The organism is Citrobacter freundii ATCC 8090 = MTCC 1658 = NBRC 12681, from assembly GCF_011064845.1.
GTDB lineage: Bacteria > Pseudomonadota > Gammaproteobacteria > Enterobacterales > Enterobacteriaceae > Citrobacter > Citrobacter freundii.
On sequence record NZ_CP049015.1, the window covers coordinates 3160868 to 3179899 of the forward strand.

Consider the following 19032-nt stretch of genomic DNA (forward strand, 5'->3'; position numbering starts at 1 on the left):
TCAGGAAGAAATAATGTTAAGGCGGTCAAATTTAGACCTCAAAGGTATTTTAAAGGTATTACCTGATGGTACTATCAATGCGTACCTTACCTGTCATGAAGGATTTAAAGATGAAAACTACAGTTAAGCTGTCGTTCATGATGTTTGTAGAGTGGTTTATCTGGGGCGCCTGGTTTGTACCGCTGTGGCTGTGGCTGAGTAAAAGCGGCTTTAGCGCAGGGGAGATCGGCTGGTCCTACGCTTGTACCGCGATCGCCGCGATCCTGTCGCCCATTCTGGTCGGTTCAATCACTGACCGCTTTTTCTCCGCGCAAAAAGTGCTGGCGGTGTTGATGTTCGTCGGCGCTATTCTGATGTACTTCGCCGCCCAGCAAACCACCTTCAGCGGATTCTTCCCGCTGTTACTGGCCTATTCGTTGACCTATATGCCGACGATTGCGCTGACTAACAGTATTGCTTTTGCCAACGTACCGGACGTTGAGCGTGATTTCCCGCGCATCCGAGTGATGGGAACCATCGGCTGGATTGCCTCTGGTTTGGCCTGCGGTTTCTTACCGCAAATGCTTGGCTATAGCGACATTTCACCCACCAATATTCCTCTGCTGATCACTGCCGGAAGCTCTGCACTGTTGGGCGTCTTTGCGTTCTTCTTACCGGATACGCCGCCAAAAAGTACCGGCAAAATGGATTTCAAAGTTATGCTGGGTCTGGATGCGCTGATCCTGCTGCGCGATAAAAATTTCCTCGTCTTTTTCTTTTGCTCTTTCCTGTTTGCGATGCCACTGGCGTTCTATTACATCTTCGCCAACGGCTACCTGACAGAAGTCGGAATGAAAAACGCCACCGGTTGGATGACGCTGGGCCAGTTCTCTGAAATATTCTTTATGCTGGCACTACCGTTTTTCACCAAACGTTTTGGCATTAAAAAGGTATTATTGCTTGGTCTTATTACTGCGGCGATCCGCTACGGATTTTTCGTTTACGGTGGTGCGGAAGAATATTTCACTTACGCCCTGCTGTTTCTCGGCATTCTGCTGCACGGTGTCAGTTACGACTTCTATTACGTCACGGCCTACATCTATGTCGATAAAAAAGCGCCGGTTCACATGCGCACCGCAGCGCAAGGGCTTATCACCCTCTGCTGTCAGGGATTCGGCAGCCTGCTCGGTTACCGTCTGGGCGGCGTGATGATGGAAAAAATGTTTGCTTACCAGGAACCGGTTAATGGTCTCACCTTTAACTGGGCTGGCATGTGGGGATTTGGCGCGATCATGATTGCCGTCATTGCCGTGATGTTTATGATTTTCTTTCGCGAATCTGACAAAGAAATCACCGCCATTAAGGTGGACGATCGCGATGTAGCGTTGAAACAAGGGGAAGTAAAATGAAAGCAGAACGTATTCTCGGTGCTCTTTATGGGCAGGCGTTAGGGGATGCGATGGGCATGCCGTCGGAACTGTGGCCAAGAACCCGGGTTAAAGCCCATTTCGGTTGGATCGACAGTTTTTTGCCTGGTCCGGCGGAAAATAATGCCGCCTGCTACTTTAACCAGGCAGAGTTTACTGATGACACGTCTATGGCGCTGTGTCTGGCAGATGCCCTGCTTGAGTGCGACGGAGAGATTGTACCCGACGTTATTGGTCGCAATATTCTGGCCTGGGCAGAGCGTTTTGATGCCTTTAATAAAAACGTGCTCGGCCCGACCTCAAAAATTGCGCTCAAAGCCATTCGCGACGGCAAACCTGTCGCCGAACTGGAGAATAATGGCGTGACCAACGGTGCGGCAATGCGCGTTTCGCCACTGGGATGCCTGCTACCCGCCCGCAATCTTGATGCCTTTATCGATGATGTGGCACTGGCCTCCAGCCCGACGCATAAATCGGATCTGGCTATCGCGGGAGCCGTTGTCGTCGCGTGGGCGGTATCTCGCGCCATCGACGGAGGAACATGGTCGGAGATTGTCGACGCACTACCTGCCATTGCCCTGCACGCGCAGCAAAAACGAATCACCACCTTTAGCGCATCGCTTTGTGCACGCCTTGAACTGGCGCTGAAAATCGTCCGTAACGCCGACGGCATTGAGTCCGCCAGCGAGCAGTTGTATCAGGTTGTGGGGGCAGGAACCAGCACCATTGAGTCTGTGCCTTGCGCCATCGCGATGGTCGAACTGGCGCAGACCGATCCCAACCGCTGCGCCATTCTGTGCGCGAACCTCGGCGGCGATACCGATACCATCGGAGCGATGGCAACCGCCATTTGTGGCGCGCTGCGCGGCGTCGACGCGATTGACCCGGCATTGAAGCAGGAGTTGGATGCGGTTAATGAGCTGGACTTTACCCGCTACGCCAACGGGTTAATACGACTGCGTGAGCAGCGGGAGGCGCTATGAGCACCATGCGCCTGCAACAACTTCTCTCGCAGTTACGTACACAGCGGCCAGTAACGGTGGTGGGTGCAGCGGTGATTGATGTCATTGCCGATGCGTATGCCCTCCCCTGGCGAGGCTGTGATATCGAACTCAAACAGCAAGGCGTGAACGTTGGCGGCTGCGCACTCAATATTGCCGTAGCGCTCAAGCGTTTAGGTATCGACGCCAGTAATGCGTTACCGCTGGGTCAGGGGGTGTGGGCCGACATTATCCGCAATCGGATGGCAAAAGAGGGGCTGCACAGCCTGATCGACAACGCCGAAGGCGATAACGGCTGGTGTCTGGCGCTGGTGGAACCGGATGGCGAACGTACCTTTATGTCCTTTAGCGGCGTTGAGAATCAGTGGAATGCCGCCTGGCTGGCACAGCTGGATATCCCGCGTCATAGCCTGGTGTATCTCTCGGGTTATCAGCTAGCGTCCCCGTGCGGTGAATTGCTGGTGCAGTGGCTGGAAGGACTGGAAGAGGTGACACCGTTTATCGATTTTGGCCCGCGCATCGGCGACATTCCCGAGCCCTTACTGGTACGAATTATGGCCTGCCGTCCGCTGGTGTCACTTAATCGTCAGGAGGCGGAAATTGCTGCCGAGCGATTTGCATTGAGTCAGGATGTGGAAGGTTTTGGCGCAGAATGGGTGCAGCGTTTCACCGCACCGGTGGTAGTGCGTCAGGATAAAGACGGCGCATGGTATTTCAGCGCACAGACATCCGGCTGCGTACCGGCATTTGCAACGGCGGTCATTGATACTATCGGCGCAGGAGACAGCCATGCCGGCGGCATGCTGGCCGGACTAGCGTCTGGCTGGACGCTGGCCGACTCAGTGCTGTTAGGTAACGCGGTGGCGTCCTGGGTAGTTGGGCATCGTGGCGGCGATTGCGCCCCATCACGCGAGGCGCTACTCCTCGCACACAAAAACGTATAGATCGCTACGACAGTAACTGATGCTGTATTCAATAGGCCGTTGCTGCTGGTCAAGCGCTACCTGCTTGATCACCAGTATCGGCACTTTACTATCCATTTGAATGTGCGCCTGGAACTCTGCATCCGGCATTCTGGCGCTAACGCGTGAGCGCGTACGCTGTGGGAAAATATGCTGGCTACGAAAATAGTCATACAGAGAAACACCAATGGCATCCACATCATGAATTAGATGTGCGGGTACCCAAGACTCTTCAATAGATACTGCGTCTTCGTCAACGTAACGAATGCGTTTGAGCAGAAAGACATCACTTCCTCTGACAACTGCCAACTGCTGTGCCACCTCTTCCGGGCAAGGTACAATTCTTTTGTTAACCCACAACGTATCCGGTTTTTTACCGCGCAACACCACCTGCTGAGAAAAACCGCGCGCTTCTTTGAGCGAATACTCGAAGATATTGTTGATTTGCGTTCCGTAACCGCGGGCACGTGTTACTACCCCCTCTTCTTCCAGGGCCTGCATCGCCTTGCGTACCGTAATCCGAGAAACGCCGGTCAACTGGCTGAGGTCGCGCTCGCCGGGCAGGATATTGCCGTGTTCCAGGATCCCACTGCGCACAGCATTCTTCACCGTCTGCGCAAATTTCATATACAGCGGCGTGTTATCCGCCGCTGAAATACGTTCATTCAGTTGTGCGATAAGCTGGGTATGCGCTTGTTCCATTTATCTTTTCCCTGGCCGCCGTTTCTGCAGCCAGTATACCCATTACCACCACGCGTGAAAATGATGCACCGGACCAATTCCCTCGCCAACTTCCAGCGTGTCTGCCTGTGCCAGCGCCGCTGAAAGCCACAGTTTGGCTTCCTGTACGGTATCGGCCCAGTTGTTATGGCGCGGACGCAGGGCTGCCAACGCCGCCGATAGCGTACAACCGGTGCCATGGGTATTTTTGGTCATCACCCTCGGCGCGGTAAAACGCTGCTCGCCTTCGCGAGTAAAGAGCCAATCGGGGCTTTGCGCGTCATCCAGATGACCGCCCTTCATCAACACCGCCTCGCAACCCAGCGCCCGTAGCGCTCTTCCCTGCTCTAACATCTCCTGCTCAGTCTGCGCATGCGATGCCCCGAGCAGTGCAGCAGCTTCGGGTAAATTAGGGGTGATAATCGAAACCTGTGGCAGCAAACGGGTACGCAGCGTTTCTACCGCGGAGGGTGACAGCAACGGATCGCCGCTTTTTGCCAACATCACCGTGTCCAGCACCACATTTTGTACCCGATGGCGACGCAAACGTTCGGCGACCGCTTCAACAATATCCGTCTCCGCCAACATACCAATTTTTGTGGTGTCGATACGCACATCACTCAACACAGAGTCCAGCTGCGCAGCGACAAAGTCAGGTTCAATACGATACACCGACTGCACCCCGCGCGTATTTTGCGCCACCAACGCCGTAATAACGGAACAGCCGTATGCGCCCAGCGCCGAGAAGGTTTTTAAATCGGCCTGAATACCCGCGCCACCGCTTGGATCGGTTCCGGCGATCGTTAATGCGTTAATCCGTTTCATGCTTACTCCTGGGCGTTCAGGTTATAGAGGGCGTCGAGAAATGCCGGGACAAAGCTGCCCGGTCCGTTTGATTGCTCGGTGGCAATTTGCCCGGCCTGTTTCATCCAGCTACAAGCGGAGGCGACGTTATCAAGTCGGTCACCACGCAAGGCACAACTGGCTGCAACAACCGCTGATAGCGCGCATCCGGTGCCCACCACGCAAGTCATTAACGGGTCGCCGCCGTCCACGTCAACGGTACGCTGACCATCGGTGACGTAATCCACTTCGCCGGTAACCACGACAATGGTCCCAATCTGACGAGCCAGCGCCTGCGCTGCCGGAAGCGCAGCGACAGCTGTATCGGTTGTATCCACGCCGCGTCCCCCACCGTTCATGCCGGCGAGAGCAAGTATTTCCGAAGCGTTGCCACGAATAGCAGCAGGCTGTAGCGACAGTAAATCCAGACAAAAGCGGCGGCGAAACTCAAGCGCGCCTACGGCAACGGGATCGAGCGTCCACGGGGTTTTAGCATGATAAGCCCGCTCAACGGCGGCGCGCATCGCCGTGGCCCGCTCCTGAGTTAAGGTGCCGACATTAACCAGCAATGCACTGGCAATAGCGGCGAATTGGCTGGCTTCTTCAGGTTCGATCACCATCGCCGGCGATGCGCCCAGTGCCAGTAATGTATTGGCAGTAAAGCTTTGCACGACCTCATTGGTCATACAGTGTGTGAGCGGGGATAGGGTTCTAAATTGGTGCAAAGTGTGAGCCGCGAGCGCGCGGCTGTGCAGGTCAGGCTGCATGGTTCAGCTCCTGCCCGCGCGAAGAAGGGACACGGGCAGTGTCAGACTTCCCTACGCTGGCATTATCCAGATCAGGTGGTACGGGTATTTCTCAGCCTTCACCAGGAAGGGCACCCCGAGTCGTTGAAACACAAACGTAATATGCTGGTTTCAGTAACAGGATACTGCCTGTGCTTAGCGATGTAAATTGGCGTACTACCCGCCCTCACAGTGAAACTACTGGTCAAGGTTGCTGCAATTCTGTACTTTCATTTACACTTTTTACGAAATGACTGGAGTGATCACAAAATAGTGCTTGTCAGACATCCGGTATGCCAGGAATGATACATGACTGATTTTGATGACCCGAAGAGGTAGAGAGGATGGGTATGAAGAATAAAATGTTGCTGGGTGCACTTCTGCTTGCAAGCAGCGTCGTCTGGGCCGCGCCAACCGCAACAGCTGTCCCCACCGGTATCGATAAATATGAACTGAGCAGCTTTATTGCTGACTTCACCCATTTCAAACCCGGTGACAAGGTCCCACCACTGTATCTCACCGAAGAATACACCATTAAACAGTGGAATCTACGCAATCTGCCCGCGCCGACGGCAGGCACCCACTGGACCTACATGGGCGGCGCGTATGTGCTGGTCAATAATGCCGATGCTAAGATCATTAAAGCTTACGATGGCGAGATTTTTTATCACCGGTAAAAGTATTCACCTCCTCTAAAAGAGGAGGTGAATACAAATGCTATCAATAACTCTTATTGATAAGTTATTTTAAATATAACCTTGCTATCCACAGCCCCTGCAGTTGGAATATTATCATTTGTTCGTGCATACTCTGCGGAAACAGGGAATATATATTGTGAATCAATTTTCGAGTATTTACTCAAGGATAACAAACGATCTCCTTTAGACAATCTTGCATTAGTAGAATCATTATATATTTTGAACCCAACATTTTGAGCGCCATTACCATTATTATTCATTAAAATACCACCTGACGGCCCCCAATCACCGTCTGTAACAGAAAGTGACACTGGGTTGCTTGTTGCTCCAAATATACCATTACAGTTTAAAACAATATTTTTTGGTTGACTTCTTTTGGTTTCTCCAGCCAGCAATTCCTTTGTTGTGATATCATCCATTTGAATAAAATAGATAGCACTTGAGAAATCACATGTAGTGGCACGATGAACGATATTAACCGTTAAGTTACCAACATATTTATTAGCACTGGTACTAATACACCAAAAAAGGAACCATGTGCATTTATCTGATGAAATCGTAAACGCATTATTTATCAAAACTGAATCGCCTTGTATATTTTCATCAACTGATGCTGTTTGCGGCAAATATTCCATCTTAACTAGCAACTCTTTATTTATAGCTGATGCCGGGTAACGCGTATTGTTTCTAAATATATCACTAAAGGACTCACCAACATCAAAATAAATTTTGAACTTTATACCCTGGGGACCTCCAATACTGAATACTTTCTTATCGAGCTGACTTTGGAAAAGCATTTTTTCGTCGCCTGCATAACAGGTAAAAGGTTCGACAAAAGACAAATTTATCTTACCTTCTGCTTGCAAGTTTTTAGGTTGAAATTCCACATTATAACTTTTGGTATCTGTTTTCGATTGAAATATACCGTCTTTACAACTACCATATGAAAATGTTGAAAAAAACAACAGAGATGTAAAGAATATAACTTTATTCATCATTCTTTCCCTCACCGACAAATATAAACTTTACTTTCATCAATCGTTTTGCCGAAAGTGATTGCGCATGAAAGTCCCTGTTGTTTATCGACCGCCACTTTTATTTCTGATGGCACTTCATTAGTGCGAATAAAGAGTTGACTTCCCTGACCGACCACCCCGATATTGTGCCCGTGGATATCCTCAACTTCATAACCAAACGTTAGCGGTGAACCATCAGGACGCAGTGCCCGGATATACCACGGTTTACGCTGGTCGGTATCAAATCTCGCCAGCACGACCGCTCCCCGATATGGGGCTGTATTATGTCGATTCCCTTGCAAATCGGTTTCACTATTAGTATTGGAAACATCCAGCATCAGGTGGTTTTCGCGATAAGGCGTAAGTCCATCGTAGACCACCACGCCATTACGGTTAGTGGTGAGGTATTTTTGCCCGTTAACATAGGCCCCTTCCAGCCCCGGCGCATGCATTACCGCAAACGTTTCTGACAGCCGGTTGGCTAAATTCACGCCACCAGACCAGGCCACAAGGCCACCTGAAATACTGCCGCCAGTTTGCGTATATTTAGACGACTGGCTATAGCTGCCGTTAAGCGTAGCAACTGGCGCATTCCACGTCAGATTGCCGCCTGCCGTTGTTTCGCTGTTCTGTCGTTGATGACTGAGATTCACCCCATAGTTAAACTGATCGCGACTGCCCGCAGTACCGGAAAGCCCGGTATTATTTGACGCAAAACCATCATCATCAAAGGTCGTTGAGTTAGACATATACAAATGTCTACGTGGAGTGCTTATATCATCTCCCCAATCGAACGGAATGGAGATAAAAACGTTAAAACGCTTATCTTCGTGATGATCCTCGTCGTATGTCTGACTGGCTGAAAAGGTATAGCTAATCCGTTGCCAGCTATTGGAATAACTCAACTGATAATCTTTACTGTTACCGCTACGCCCCCAATAATCGCGCCACAGCGTACTGAACGAGAATGAACCCCAACCTTGCGGCATAGATTGGCTCACGTTGGCCGAAAAGCTGTTCTTACGACCAAAATCGTTCTGGTAATAATCCGCGATGTCGTACACATCATTTTCATCACGATGATAGCTGTCTTTATTATTTGCCCAGACGTGATCGTTAAACGTTCGATAATCTCGTGACGAGTAGCGATACGCCGCCAGGCCAAAACGGGTGGCGGTTTGCGTCAAATACTTGTTATAGGCAATCTGGTAGCTCTGACCGTCAAACACATCACCGCTATCCTGCTTACTGTGCGATTGCGTCGCATCGACAGAAATCGCGCCGATACGCGTATTCCAGCCGGTACCCAATGTAAACGCATTGTAGTTATCTGCCAGCATAGTGCCGCCATACAGCGTTAACAAATTATTCAGCCCATACTGATAACTCATCTGTGCAAAGTCAGTCTGGTTGCTGGCGCCTTCAATATGGCTACGCCCAGCGGCAAAATCATATTTTGAGACTCCCGGCTGCAGCATATTGGGCACCGCAGCGTACGGCACCAGATAGGTGGTGACTGAACCGTCAGCCTCTTTGACACTCACGTCAAGATCCGCACCACCACCAGCCAACTGCAAATCAGCAATAGAGAACGGGCCTGGTGGAACCTCTTTCTGATAAACGACAAAACCGTTCTGTTCGATGGTGACCAGCGCGTTGCTTTGCGCAATCCCCTGAACCAGCGGCGTAAAATTCTGCTTTGAGTTCGGCAGCATCTGCATATCGCGATACAACCGTACGCCGCGAAAGCGTACTGCATCAAAAATATCTGATGAGGTATACATATCCCCGGCACGCAGAGTACCGAGAATTTGCGGGATGCCGCGTTCCAGATACAGGGTGTTGCTTTTCCACTCCCCGCTGCTGTCATCGGTTTTGTTATAGCTGGCATCGGAATGCAGTTGCCAGCCCAGCAGGTTTAACCCACTGGTAAAACGCGCATAGGTACTTTTGCTGTTACCAGAATTCTTATAGTCGCTGTAATACTGGCTGGCATAGTACGAGGTATAGAAGGCATTGATGCCGCGATCCCAGTTTTCCGGAGGAACATACCCTTGCTCAAGTTCATCGACATAGGCCTGCGGAACGCTGAGATCCAGGCGAAACGTGCCGATATTCCAGGCATAACTGCCCCCTTGCACCGCCTGCTTCAAGGTTGGGCATTCATTCTGCTTGTCCAACGCCTGTATATTTATCCCCAGACGGGTTAATGCATCACGGGATAAACAGGTGTCATCCGGATTATCCTTAACAGTAATTTCATACTTTCCACGCCACTGTTTATTGACGTAGATGTCAATGTCATATGGGCCAGGCAGTGGTTGATTATCATCGAAGCGAAAATCAGAAACTTTCTCGCCTTTCATTCCGCCCATCATAAAATTTGTATCAAAAGTTTCCTCTCCAGCATGGGCATCAATGCCGAGCAATAATAGTAATATCGCCGAAGCAATCGGTGTCATCCTTAACATAATCAGCTCCTGTTATTTTAGGCTGACGTTATCGCTAATATAATTACCGTGATCGTCAATAATGGTTATTTTATACTGATTGGCATTAGCACTTTTTAATGTCACATCTGCACTGGAGAGCGGTGCAAGCATAATAGTTTCGTTATTTATTTTAACATTATTAGCTTTTACTTCCGTCACCGTGATCCAGTTAGCGGCATCATTCTTAATGGAATAAATACTACCGCTACGTTTCATGGACAGTTTCTGAAATGTACCTTTATTAACTGATGAGATACCTTTAGGTCGATAAAATAGTTTAATCCTATTCTGCATCGCGAACTTGAGTACATTCTTTCCTGCGTTATCAATATTGTTTGGTGGAATATCCAGCACATTGAGAAAAAACAAGCTTTCTTTGTTGTCAGGCAGCATATTCGGCATTTTTTTGATTTTAATCTGCTGGCCTGAATCCCCGGCCACTTTAACCACTGGAGGCGTTAACAAAAACGGGACCTTAATCTTTTCTGGCGGTAGAGATGTATCACCATCATCAATCCATGACTGTACAAGCGAAGAACGTCCTCCCTGGTTCATCAGTTGCACCAACACTTCATTTTTTTCCGCAGGGTAGATAATGCGAGTACCGTAGATCACAATTCCCGCATGCGCAGGCAGGACTATAGATGCAATGAGTATGACTGCGAGTCCTTTCATTTTGATGCCTCTTATACTTAAGTTTATTCTCTACAGTCTATGAGCTGCGTAATAATAACTGTCATCCTTAGCGAAGTGATAAAAATGTCGGCGGCAATGCCGCCGACATAAAATTAATCTTCAGAAACGCGCAGGACTAAATTTGAAATAACATCACCAGCGACAACATCATTATTGGTTAACTTCAAGTATTTAGCACTAAAAGGTATTGAATAATTCCCTTCGGTAGTTTTATAACTTGAAATATCTAATGGTTTAGATACATCAAGTTCCTTAGTTTCTGTGCCTAAATACAAATAATAACCTACAGTGTCATTACCACTTTTAACTGCTTTATCATTACCAGTGATTTTACCTCCACTAATTAACGAAAGCTTAAGACCGGTCGTATCGCCATTACATTTAATTTTAAGCACATCACTGGTCACACCAACTGCATCGTTATACGTTGAATATATAGGCAATCCTGAAAAAACACTGGTTGGTACAGTAGGCATATTTATACTTACAGAGCCCCCATCTGCTTCAAATGTACATGGTGCCCCTGTTACTTTCCCTGTAATTGTTAATTGTCCTGTTTCGGTATCAGCAGCAAAAGCCCCAGCGCTCATAAATACAGCAGACAGCACAGCAGCAGAAATAATTGAACGTTTCATAATATCTTCCTTAATAAAATAATTTCTATTTGTTAAGAGGACTAACTCTTGAATTTAAATTCGCACATCAGAAACGTTACCGCAATGTAAACACGTTGTTTTGTTGATTTAAAACAAGTTGCAAAGTGCAATATAATTTCGGCAAATAAATTTAGTTCTGTATTATTTTTGAAATTAATAAATTCACTAAATTAATTGTCTGGGTAGGATTTTCTGGGGGAATATCCAACCACACATCATTCATCATATCGATGTGTGGTTGATAAAAAAGTCTGTTAGTCGTAACGCGTGAGTAAAATCTGTCGTGTAGCGTCACCGGGCACAGTAACAATTTCAGTTACCGCGCCTTTCTGGAGATTGGAAAAACCCTCTTTGACGTTTGAAAAGGAAACGGCATTGCCACAGCGTTGCTGCACTTCGTTATTTACAACATCAGCGCTACAGGTGGGTTCAGTTACTCGCCCATTGATATTCAAGGTAGCAGTATCGGTGGCGAAAACAGAAGTACTCATTCCATAAGCCAGAGTAATAACTCCCAAGAATAAAATTTTCTTCATTACGTTCATTATTCCTGTATTGGTTGGGATACAGTATACAAGCTGCCCTTCCAGTAAATTATGGATTAACTGCCTCGCTAAAACCAATTGAGATTGTAGATTAATGAGATAGATTTGATCAATTCAAATGATGCATTGAGGCCAATTATTCGGAAAAAGATATGGATTTTACAGGCAGAATAAACAATATTGCGACGATTTTTCACTCCACACATTCACCACATTAATATATCATTAATGTGGTGAATAATATTTAATGCGATAAATTACACTGCGCGAAAAGCAATTTCGCCCGGAATAACTTCTCCCTGCCAATACAGCTGTGCCGCCACACGCCCTGCAAGGTCGCGGTAAATGGCGGTAAATTCGCTGTCTGGACGGCTGATAACCGTCGGCGTACCGCGATCGAGGTCTTCACGCAGAGAAATATGCAGCGGCATTTGTCCCAGCAGTTGGGTGTGGTACTGCTCGGCCAGTTTCTGCGCGCCGCCGGTGCCAAAGATTGGCTCATGGTGACCGCAATTGCTGCAAATATGCATACTCATATTCTCAACAATACCCAATACCGGCACTTCGACTTTTTCGAACATCACAATGCCTTTTTTCGCATCGATCAGCGCGATGTCCTGCGGCGTAGTGACAACAACCGCGCCCGTTACCGGAATGTTCTGCGCCAGCGTCAACTGGATGTCACCAGTGCCCGGCGGCATATCCAGTACCAGATAATCAAGATCCGGCCATAAGGTTTCCTGCAACATCTGCAACAGCGCTTTACTGGCCATCGGGCCGCGCCACACCATCGCGTTATCGTCAGTGACCAGATAACCAATGGAGTTCGTTGCCAGACCATGAGACATGATCGGCGCCATGTGGGTACCATCTGGCGAGGTTGGACGCTGGTTTTCCGCGCCAAGCATTGTCGGGATAGACGGACCATAAATATCGGCGTCCAGAATCCCCACCTTCGCCCCTTCTGCAGCCAGCGCCAGCGCCAGGTTCACGGCGGTAGAGGATTTACCCACTCCACCTTTACCTGAACTGACGGCGATGATGTTTTTCACACCATTAATACCTGGCTGGTTTTTCACGCGTTTCAGCGTCGCGATGTTATGCGACAGTTTCCAGTCGATCGCTTTCGCGCCGGTAATACGCAGCAGATCGGCGCTACATTGCTCTTTTAAGTCCTCAAACGCGCTATGCCAAACGAACGGCATGACCAGCTCAACGTGCAACGTGTCATCCATCCAGGCGACGTGGTGCAACGCTTTAAGCGTCGTCAGATTATGCTTCAGGGTTGAATGCTGAAAATTCGCCAGCGTCCCGGCAACCATGGCGCGCAGGGTCTCTGGTGATTTGGCCTGGGATTGTGCGTTCATCCCGACTCCTTTTTGTTGTTCTGAATATACAATAGTCACCAGGTAGTTTACTCCAACCGCAACAATTATTCATTTACGGATAAATGCCCTTATCGCTTGGCGCAGTAATTACCATTTTGGTACTATCAAAGCCCTTTTCACTACAAAAGAAGTAATTGCCCACTATGACTCAAGTCGCGAAGAAAATTCTGGTAACGTGCGCGCTGCCGTACGCCAACGGCTCAATCCACCTCGGCCATATGCTGGAGCACATCCAGGCTGATGTCTGGGTCCGTTACCAGCGAATGCGCGGCCACCAGGTTAACTTCATCTGCGCGGACGACGCACACGGTACGCCAATCATGCTGAAAGCACAGCAGCTTGGGATCACGCCAGAGCAGATGATCGGTGAAATGAGTCAGGAGCATCAGACTGATTTTGCAGGTTTTGACATCAGCTATGACAACTACCACTCGACGCACAGCGAAGAGAACCGTGAGCTGTCTGAGCTGATTTACACGCGCCTGAAGGAAAACGGTTTTATTAAGAACCGTACAATCTCCCAGCTTTACGATCCGGAAAAAGGCATGTTCCTGCCGGATCGTTTTGTTAAAGGCACCTGCCCGAAATGTAAGTCTCCGGATCAGTACGGCGATAACTGTGAAGTCTGCGGCGCAACCTACAGCCCGACCGAACTTATCGAGCCGAAATCCGTTGTGTCTGGCGCGACGCCGGTGATGCGTGACTCCGAACACTTCTTCTTTGATCTGCCGTCATTCAGCGAAATGCTGCAGGCGTGGACGCGCAGCGGCGCGTTACAGGAGCAGGTCGCCAACAAAATGCAGGAATGGTTCGAATCCGGCCTGCAACAGTGGGATATTTCCCGCGATTCCCCGTACTTCGGTTTTGAAATCCCGAATGCGCCTGGCAAATACTTCTACGTCTGGCTGGACGCGCCAATTGGCTATATGGGTTCATTCAAAAACCTGTGCGATAAGCGCGGTGACACCACCAGCTTTGATGAATACTGGAAGAAAGATTCCGACGCCGAGCTGTATCACTTCATCGGTAAGGATATCGTTTACTTCCACAGCCTGTTCTGGCCTGCCATGCTGGAAGGCAGTAACTTCCGTAAGCCGACCAACCTGTTCGTCCACGGTTATGTGACGGTGAACGGCGCGAAGATGTCTAAATCTCGTGGCACCTTCATTAAGGCAAGCACCTGGCTGAAGCACTTCGATGCCGACAGTCTGCGCTATTACTACACGGCAAAACTATCTTCACGTATTGATGACATCGACCTGAACCTGGAGGACTTTGTCCAGCGCGTTAATGCCGATATCGTCAACAAAGTAGTCAACCTGGCATCCCGTAATGCAGGCTTTATTGCTAAGCGTTTTGACGGCATTCTGGCGACTGAGCTGGCCGACCCGGCGCTGTATAAAACCTTCACCGACGCCGCAGCAGCGATCGGCGAAGCATGGGAAAGCCGTGAATTTGGTAAAGCTATTCGTGAAATCATGGCGTTGGCCGACGTTGCAAACCGCTACGTTGACGAACAAGCACCGTGGGTTGTGGCTAAACAGGAAGGCCGCGATGCCGACCTGCAGGCAATTTGCTCCATGGGCATTAACCTGTTCCGTGTGCTGATGACCTACCTGAAGCCGGTTCTGCCAACGCTTGCTGAACGTGTGGAAGCGTTCCTTAACTGCGAACTGAGCTGGGATGCCATTGAGCAGCCACTGCTCGGTCACAAGGTCAACACCTTTAAAGCGCTGTACAATCGCATCGACATGAAACAAGTTGAAGCGCTGGTGGAAGCGTCGAAAGAAGAAGTGAAAGCCGCTGCCGCACCAGTAACCGGTCCGCTGGCGGATGACCCGATTCAGGAAACCATCACCTTTGACGATTTCGCCAAAGTTGACCTGCGCGTAGCGTTGATTGAAAACGCCGAATTCGTGGAAGGTTCCGACAAACTGCTGCGTCTGACGCTGGATCTCGGTGGTGAGAAACGAAACGTCTTCTCTGGTATTCGTTCTGCGTATCCGGATCCACAAACCCTGATTGGCCGCCAGACCATTATGGTTGCTAACCTGGCTCCTCGTAAGATGCGCTTCGGCATTTCTGAAGGGATGGTAATGGCCGCAGGTCCTGGCGGGAAAGATATCTTCCTGTTAAGCCCGGATGAAGGTGCAAAACCAGGCCAACAGGTGAAGTAAGTCAAGTATCTCAAGCGCTGCAACCGCAGCGCTTTTTTTTTGCTACGTGAGTGCTTCCTCTAATCTTAACCCTTAATCCATTTTCGGACTGCTCAGTTGTTAATATTAGATTTATTCTATACTGCACTGGGATCAAGATAGTCCGGGCTTACCAGATTCGTGGAGGTTATTGTTTAACATCCGATATTCATGAAATGGAGTTTTACATGAAAGCGTTACATAAATTTTTCACTCTCGCCGTGGTATCGGTTGTGTTTTTTTCCCTGGCAGGATGCGGTGATAAAGTAGAGACAAAAACATTTAATGCCAACCTCAACGGTTCGGATATCACTGTCTCTTACACCTATAAAGGTGATAAGGTCCTGAAGCAAATCTCTGAAAGTAAAATCAGCTATGCGTCAGTCGGTGCCAGCAATAAAGAAGAAGCAGCAAAAGTATTCGACGCATTAAGCGCCAAATATCAAAACATTACTGGTATAGAAGAAAAACTCACCTATTCAGATACCTACGCGCAAGAAAATGTCACTATCGATATGGAAAAAGTTGATATAAAAGCGTTGCAGGCCATTTCAGGGATGAAACTATCTGAAAACGCCGATAAAAACATCAGCATGAAGCAAATGCAAACGGTAATGGAATCGGCGGGTTTTAAAGAAGTGAAGTAAAGCATCGGCGACCCGATTTTGATCGTGGTCGCCAGCGCTGCTTTACGCTTTCTTTTTATGCTCTCGCGACGTTAAACCACGCAGAAAATAACGCAGGAACTGATCGCCGCATTCGCGATAATTCTTATGGTCCGGCGCGCGCATCATGGCGGTAATTTCCGGCATCGACACACGGAATTTCTGCTCGGTCATAATTGCCAGAATATCATCGGTTTTCAGTGAAAAAGCGATACGCAGTTTTTTCAGCACCGTATTATTGTTAACACGACGCTCAAGCGCCAGTTCCGGTGCAGAATCATCTTTACCACGCAGATGATAAATCAGACCGTTTAAAAAACCGGAGAGAATGATATCCGGGCAGCGAACAAACCCGTCTTCATCTTCTTTTGTCGTCCAGGTATCGAAATTTGCGGAGATGGATTCCATGTCAGCAAGCGCAAGAATACGCACCATGTCGTTATTGTTCGCTTTCAGGGTGTAGCGCAGGCTACGAAGAATATCGTTACTTAGCATAGAGCCTTCAACAGTCGGTGATGCAATGGCGCGCAGTGTATCAGTTTTACAGTCCAATCGCCTCTTTTAGACTTTTAAGATAACGACGACTCACCGGAACGGTCAGCCCGTTACGCAAAATCAGTTCCGCCTGGCCGTTGTCTTCCAGACGGATCTCCTGCAATTGCGCCATATTTACCAGATATTGTCTATGACAACGCAGCAGAGGAGTACGGCTCTCCAGCGTCCTGAGCGTCAGCTCAGTGAAGCCTTCTTTACCATCACTGCTGGTCACATATACGCCACTCATACGGCTGCTGATAAACGCCACGTCATCCATTTGCAACAAATAAATTCGGCTGTGACCGCTGCACGGAATAAACTTCAGCGCCTGCTGATTTTCTGGCAGGAGTGATACATCCTGCTTCGTGCGCTCCTGACGCAAACGGATCAGCGTTTTTTCCAGCCGAGCTTCTTCGATCGGCTTGAGCAGATAATCAAACGCATGTTCTTCAAAGGCTTTCACCGCATACTCATCAAAGGCGGTCAGAAAAACAATGTACGGACGATGCTCGGGATCAAGCATGCCAACCATTTCCAGGCCGCTGATTCGCGGCATCTGAATATCAAGGAACAGAACATCCGGACGCAATTTATGTACCGCGCCAATGGCTTCCACCGCATTCGAACATTCGCCGACAATCTCGATGTCGCTTTGCTCCTGCAACAGGATCCGCAGATTCTCCCGGGCTAACGGTTCGTCATCGACAATTAGCACTTTGATCATGCCAGTTCCTCCAGAGGAAGTCGTAAAGTGATTCGGGTAAAGCGGTCAGGTTCACACGCTACGCTAATGCCAAAATCATCGCCAAACCGCTCGCGCAGTCGTTTATCGACCAGATTCATACCCAGTCCACTGGCTTCTGATGTTGGCTGATACAGCCCGGCATTGTCTTCGATATCCAGCATCAGATATTGCCCTTCTCGACGGGCGGTAATCGATACTTCACCGGTATCTAATAACTGAGAAGTACCGTGTTTGATAGCATTCTCCACGATGGGTTGCAGAGTAAAAGCGGGTAATTGCTGATGCGAAAGTTCTTCTGGCACCGTCAAGGTCACCTGAAGACGCGATTGGAACCGTGCCTTTTCAATTTGCAGATAAGCATTAACGTGTTCAATTTCATCGGCCAGCGTCACAATTTCCGACGGGCGTTTTAAATTTTTACGAAAGAACGTCGACAGATACTGCACCAGTTGGCTGGCCTGCTCGCTATCACGTCGGATCACGGCTTTGATGGTGTTGAGCGCATTAAACAGAAAATGGGGATTGACCTGGGCGTGCAGGAGTTTTATTTCCGACTGCGTGAGCATCGCTTTTTGCCGCTCATACTGCCCGGCCAGGATCTGCGCCGAAAGCAGTTGGGCGATCCCTTCCCCCAACGTGCGGTTGATCGAGCTAAAGAGGCGGTTTTTGGCTTCATACAGTTTGATGGTCCCCATCACCCGCTGGTTTTCACCCCGCAAGGGGATCACCAGCGTCGAACCTAATTTGCATTGCGGATGCAAAGAGCAGCGATAAGGGACTTCATTGCCGTCAGCATAAACCACCTCTCCGGTTTCAATCGCCCGCTGGGTGTACGAGGAAGAGATAGGTTTGCCCGGCAGATGATGGTCGTCACCAATACCGGTAAATGCCAGCAGTTTCTCACGATCGGTAATCGCCACCGCACCGATATCCAGCTCTTCATACAGCACCTGAGCAACCTTCATGCTGTTAACCTCGTTGAACCCCTGGCGCAAAATCCCTTCCGTTGAAGCGGCAACTTTGAGCGCGGTGGCGGAAAAAGCGGAGGTATATTTTTCAAACATCGCCCGTTTATCGAGCAAAATACGCATAAATAAGGCGGCGCCGACGGTATTGGTCACCATCATAGGTGCGGCAATATTGCTGACCAGTCGATAGGCATCATCAAACGGCCTGGCGATCAATAAGATGATCAACATCTGCACCAGTTCAGCAACAAAGGTAATGGCGCCCGCCGTCAGCGGGCTGAATACTTTATCGGTACGACCACGACGGGTGAGCACGCTGTGCACCAGTCCGCCGAGCAACCCTTCCACAATGGTCGAGATCATGCAGCTAAGCGCCGTCATTCCGCCCATTGAATAACGATGTAAACCACCGGTCAGACCGACTAAGCCGCCAACCACAGGGCCGCCAAGCAGTCCGCCCATTACCGCACCAATAGCGCGAGTATTCGCAATGGAGTCATCAATGTGCAGCCCGAAATAGGTGCCCAAAATGCAGAAAATGGAAAAGGTAACGTAGCAAAGCAGTTTGTGCGGCAGCCGGATAGTCACCTGCATCAGCGGAATAAACAAACGCGTTTTGCTCATGAGCCACGCGATAACGAGAAACACGCACATCTGCTGAAGCAGCAGCAACACCAGATTAAACTCGTACATACCCGCCAACCACACATCTCT

18 protein-coding genes and 1 riboswitch are annotated in these 19032 nt (G+C 49.2%); of the genes, 6 read left to right on the forward strand and 12 right to left on the reverse strand.

What is annotated here, in order from left to right; all coding sequences use genetic code 11:
* Window positions 1-110: 110 nt before the first annotated feature.
* From G4551_RS15400 to G4551_RS15410, 3 genes are read left to right on the forward strand one after another with little or no spacing between them, the layout of a single operon-like run.
* Complete coding sequence (locus tag G4551_RS15400) at window positions 111-1388, forward strand: nucleoside permease (protein WP_003840181.1); 1278 nt, start codon at window positions 111-113, stop codon at window positions 1386-1388.
* Window positions 1385-2389 carry an ADP-ribosylglycohydrolase family protein gene (locus G4551_RS15405; protein WP_003840179.1) on the forward strand — a complete coding sequence of 335 codons (1005 nt, stop codon included), beginning with the start codon at window positions 1385-1387 and terminating at the stop codon, window positions 2387-2389. Before G4551_RS15400 ends, G4551_RS15405 begins: the two co-directional genes overlap by 4 nt.
* Window positions 2386-3351, forward strand: coding sequence for a PfkB family carbohydrate kinase (locus G4551_RS15410; RefSeq protein ID WP_003840177.1), 966 nt, complete (start codon window positions 2386-2388; stop codon window positions 3349-3351). Before G4551_RS15405 ends, G4551_RS15410 begins: the two co-directional genes overlap by 4 nt.
* Here the strand turns inward: G4551_RS15410 and G4551_RS15415 are convergent.
* Genes G4551_RS15415 through thiM form a run of 3 tightly spaced genes read right to left on the reverse strand, consistent with a single transcriptional unit; the run spans window position 3325 to window position 5699 of the window.
* Window positions 3325-4071 (reverse strand): GntR family transcriptional regulator, encoded by a 747-nt coding sequence (locus tag G4551_RS15415; RefSeq protein WP_003840175.1) that lies wholly within the window; start codon window positions 4069-4071, stop codon window positions 3325-3327. The genes G4551_RS15410 and G4551_RS15415 overlap by 27 nt on opposite strands.
* 42 nt (window positions 4072-4113) lie before the next feature.
* On the reverse strand, window positions 4114-4914 hold the full coding sequence (gene thiD, locus G4551_RS15420) for a bifunctional hydroxymethylpyrimidine kinase/phosphomethylpyrimidine kinase (RefSeq protein ID WP_003027328.1): 801 nt from the start codon (window positions 4912-4914) through the stop codon (window positions 4114-4116).
* A gap of 2 nt (window positions 4915-4916) precedes the next feature.
* Window positions 4917-5699, reverse strand: a complete 783-nt coding sequence (gene thiM, locus G4551_RS15425) for a hydroxyethylthiazole kinase (RefSeq protein WP_003840172.1) — start codon at window positions 5697-5699, stop codon at window positions 4917-4919.
* Between the two features lie 31 nt (window positions 5700-5730).
* Window positions 5731-5827, reverse strand: a riboswitch (TPP riboswitch).
* 234 nt (window positions 5828-6061) lie between these two features.
* Here thiM and G4551_RS15430 point away from each other — a divergent pair.
* The gene (locus G4551_RS15430) at window positions 6062-6394 is read left to right on the forward strand and encodes an RcnB family protein (protein ID WP_085951590.1); all 333 of its coding nucleotides are present in this window, start codon (window positions 6062-6064) and stop codon (window positions 6392-6394) included.
* A gap of 53 nt (window positions 6395-6447) precedes the next feature.
* On the opposite strand, the gene G4551_RS15435 is transcribed toward G4551_RS15430, so the two are convergent.
* From G4551_RS15435 to apbC, 6 genes are all read right to left on the reverse strand, one after another.
* Entirely contained in the window at window positions 6448-7413 is a 966-nt protein-coding gene (locus G4551_RS15435) for a fimbrial protein (RefSeq protein ID WP_080602214.1), read from the reverse strand.
* An 8-nt stretch (window positions 7414-7421) separates the two neighbouring features.
* Entirely contained in the window at window positions 7422-9902 is a 2481-nt protein-coding gene (locus G4551_RS15440) for a fimbrial biogenesis outer membrane usher protein (RefSeq protein WP_003840166.1), read from the reverse strand.
* Window positions 9903-9914: 12 nt separating this feature from the next.
* The gene (locus tag G4551_RS15445) at window positions 9915-10598 is read right to left on the reverse strand and encodes a fimbria/pilus periplasmic chaperone (RefSeq protein WP_003840164.1); all 684 of its coding nucleotides are present in this window, start codon (window positions 10596-10598) and stop codon (window positions 9915-9917) included.
* A 113-nt stretch (window positions 10599-10711) separates the two neighbouring features.
* Window positions 10712-11254, reverse strand: a complete 543-nt coding sequence (locus G4551_RS15450) for a fimbrial protein (RefSeq protein ID WP_003840162.1) — start codon at window positions 11252-11254, stop codon at window positions 10712-10714.
* A gap of 275 nt (window positions 11255-11529) precedes the next feature.
* The gene (locus G4551_RS15455; protein WP_003840160.1) at window positions 11530-11811 is read right to left on the reverse strand and encodes a DUF2574 family protein; all 282 of its coding nucleotides are present in this window, start codon (window positions 11809-11811) and stop codon (window positions 11530-11532) included.
* 266 nt (window positions 11812-12077) lie between these two features.
* Window positions 12078-13187, reverse strand: coding sequence for an iron-sulfur cluster carrier protein ApbC (gene apbC, locus G4551_RS15460; RefSeq protein WP_003027343.1), 1110 nt, complete (start codon window positions 13185-13187; stop codon window positions 12078-12080).
* 164 nt (window positions 13188-13351) lie between these two features.
* On the opposite strand from apbC, the gene metG reads away from it, so the two are divergent.
* Entirely contained in the window at window positions 13352-15385 is a 2034-nt protein-coding gene (gene metG / locus G4551_RS15465) for a methionine--tRNA ligase (protein WP_003027344.1), read from the forward strand.
* A gap of 206 nt (window positions 15386-15591) precedes the next feature.
* Complete coding sequence (locus G4551_RS15470; RefSeq protein WP_003840158.1) at window positions 15592-16050, forward strand: YehR family lipoprotein; 459 nt, start codon at window positions 15592-15594, stop codon at window positions 16048-16050.
* 42 nt (window positions 16051-16092) lie between these two features.
* On the opposite strand, the gene G4551_RS15475 is transcribed toward G4551_RS15470, so the two are convergent.
* From G4551_RS15475 to G4551_RS15485, 3 genes are read right to left on the reverse strand one after another with little or no spacing between them, the layout of a single operon-like run.
* On the reverse strand, window positions 16093-16563 hold the full coding sequence (locus tag G4551_RS15475; RefSeq protein WP_003027346.1) for a YehS family protein: 471 nt from the start codon (window positions 16561-16563) through the stop codon (window positions 16093-16095).
* 46 nt (window positions 16564-16609) lie between these two features.
* Window positions 16610-17329: a two-component system response regulator BtsR gene (btsR, locus tag G4551_RS15480; RefSeq protein WP_003840155.1), complete on the reverse strand. Its 720-nt coding sequence runs from the start codon at window positions 17327-17329 to the stop codon at window positions 16610-16612.
* Window positions 17326-19011 (reverse strand): sensor histidine kinase, encoded by a 1686-nt coding sequence (locus G4551_RS15485; RefSeq protein ID WP_003027348.1) that lies wholly within the window; start codon window positions 19009-19011, stop codon window positions 17326-17328. The genes btsR and G4551_RS15485 overlap by 4 nt, the downstream gene beginning before the upstream one ends.
* Between the last annotated feature and the right edge of the window lie 21 nt (window positions 19012-19032).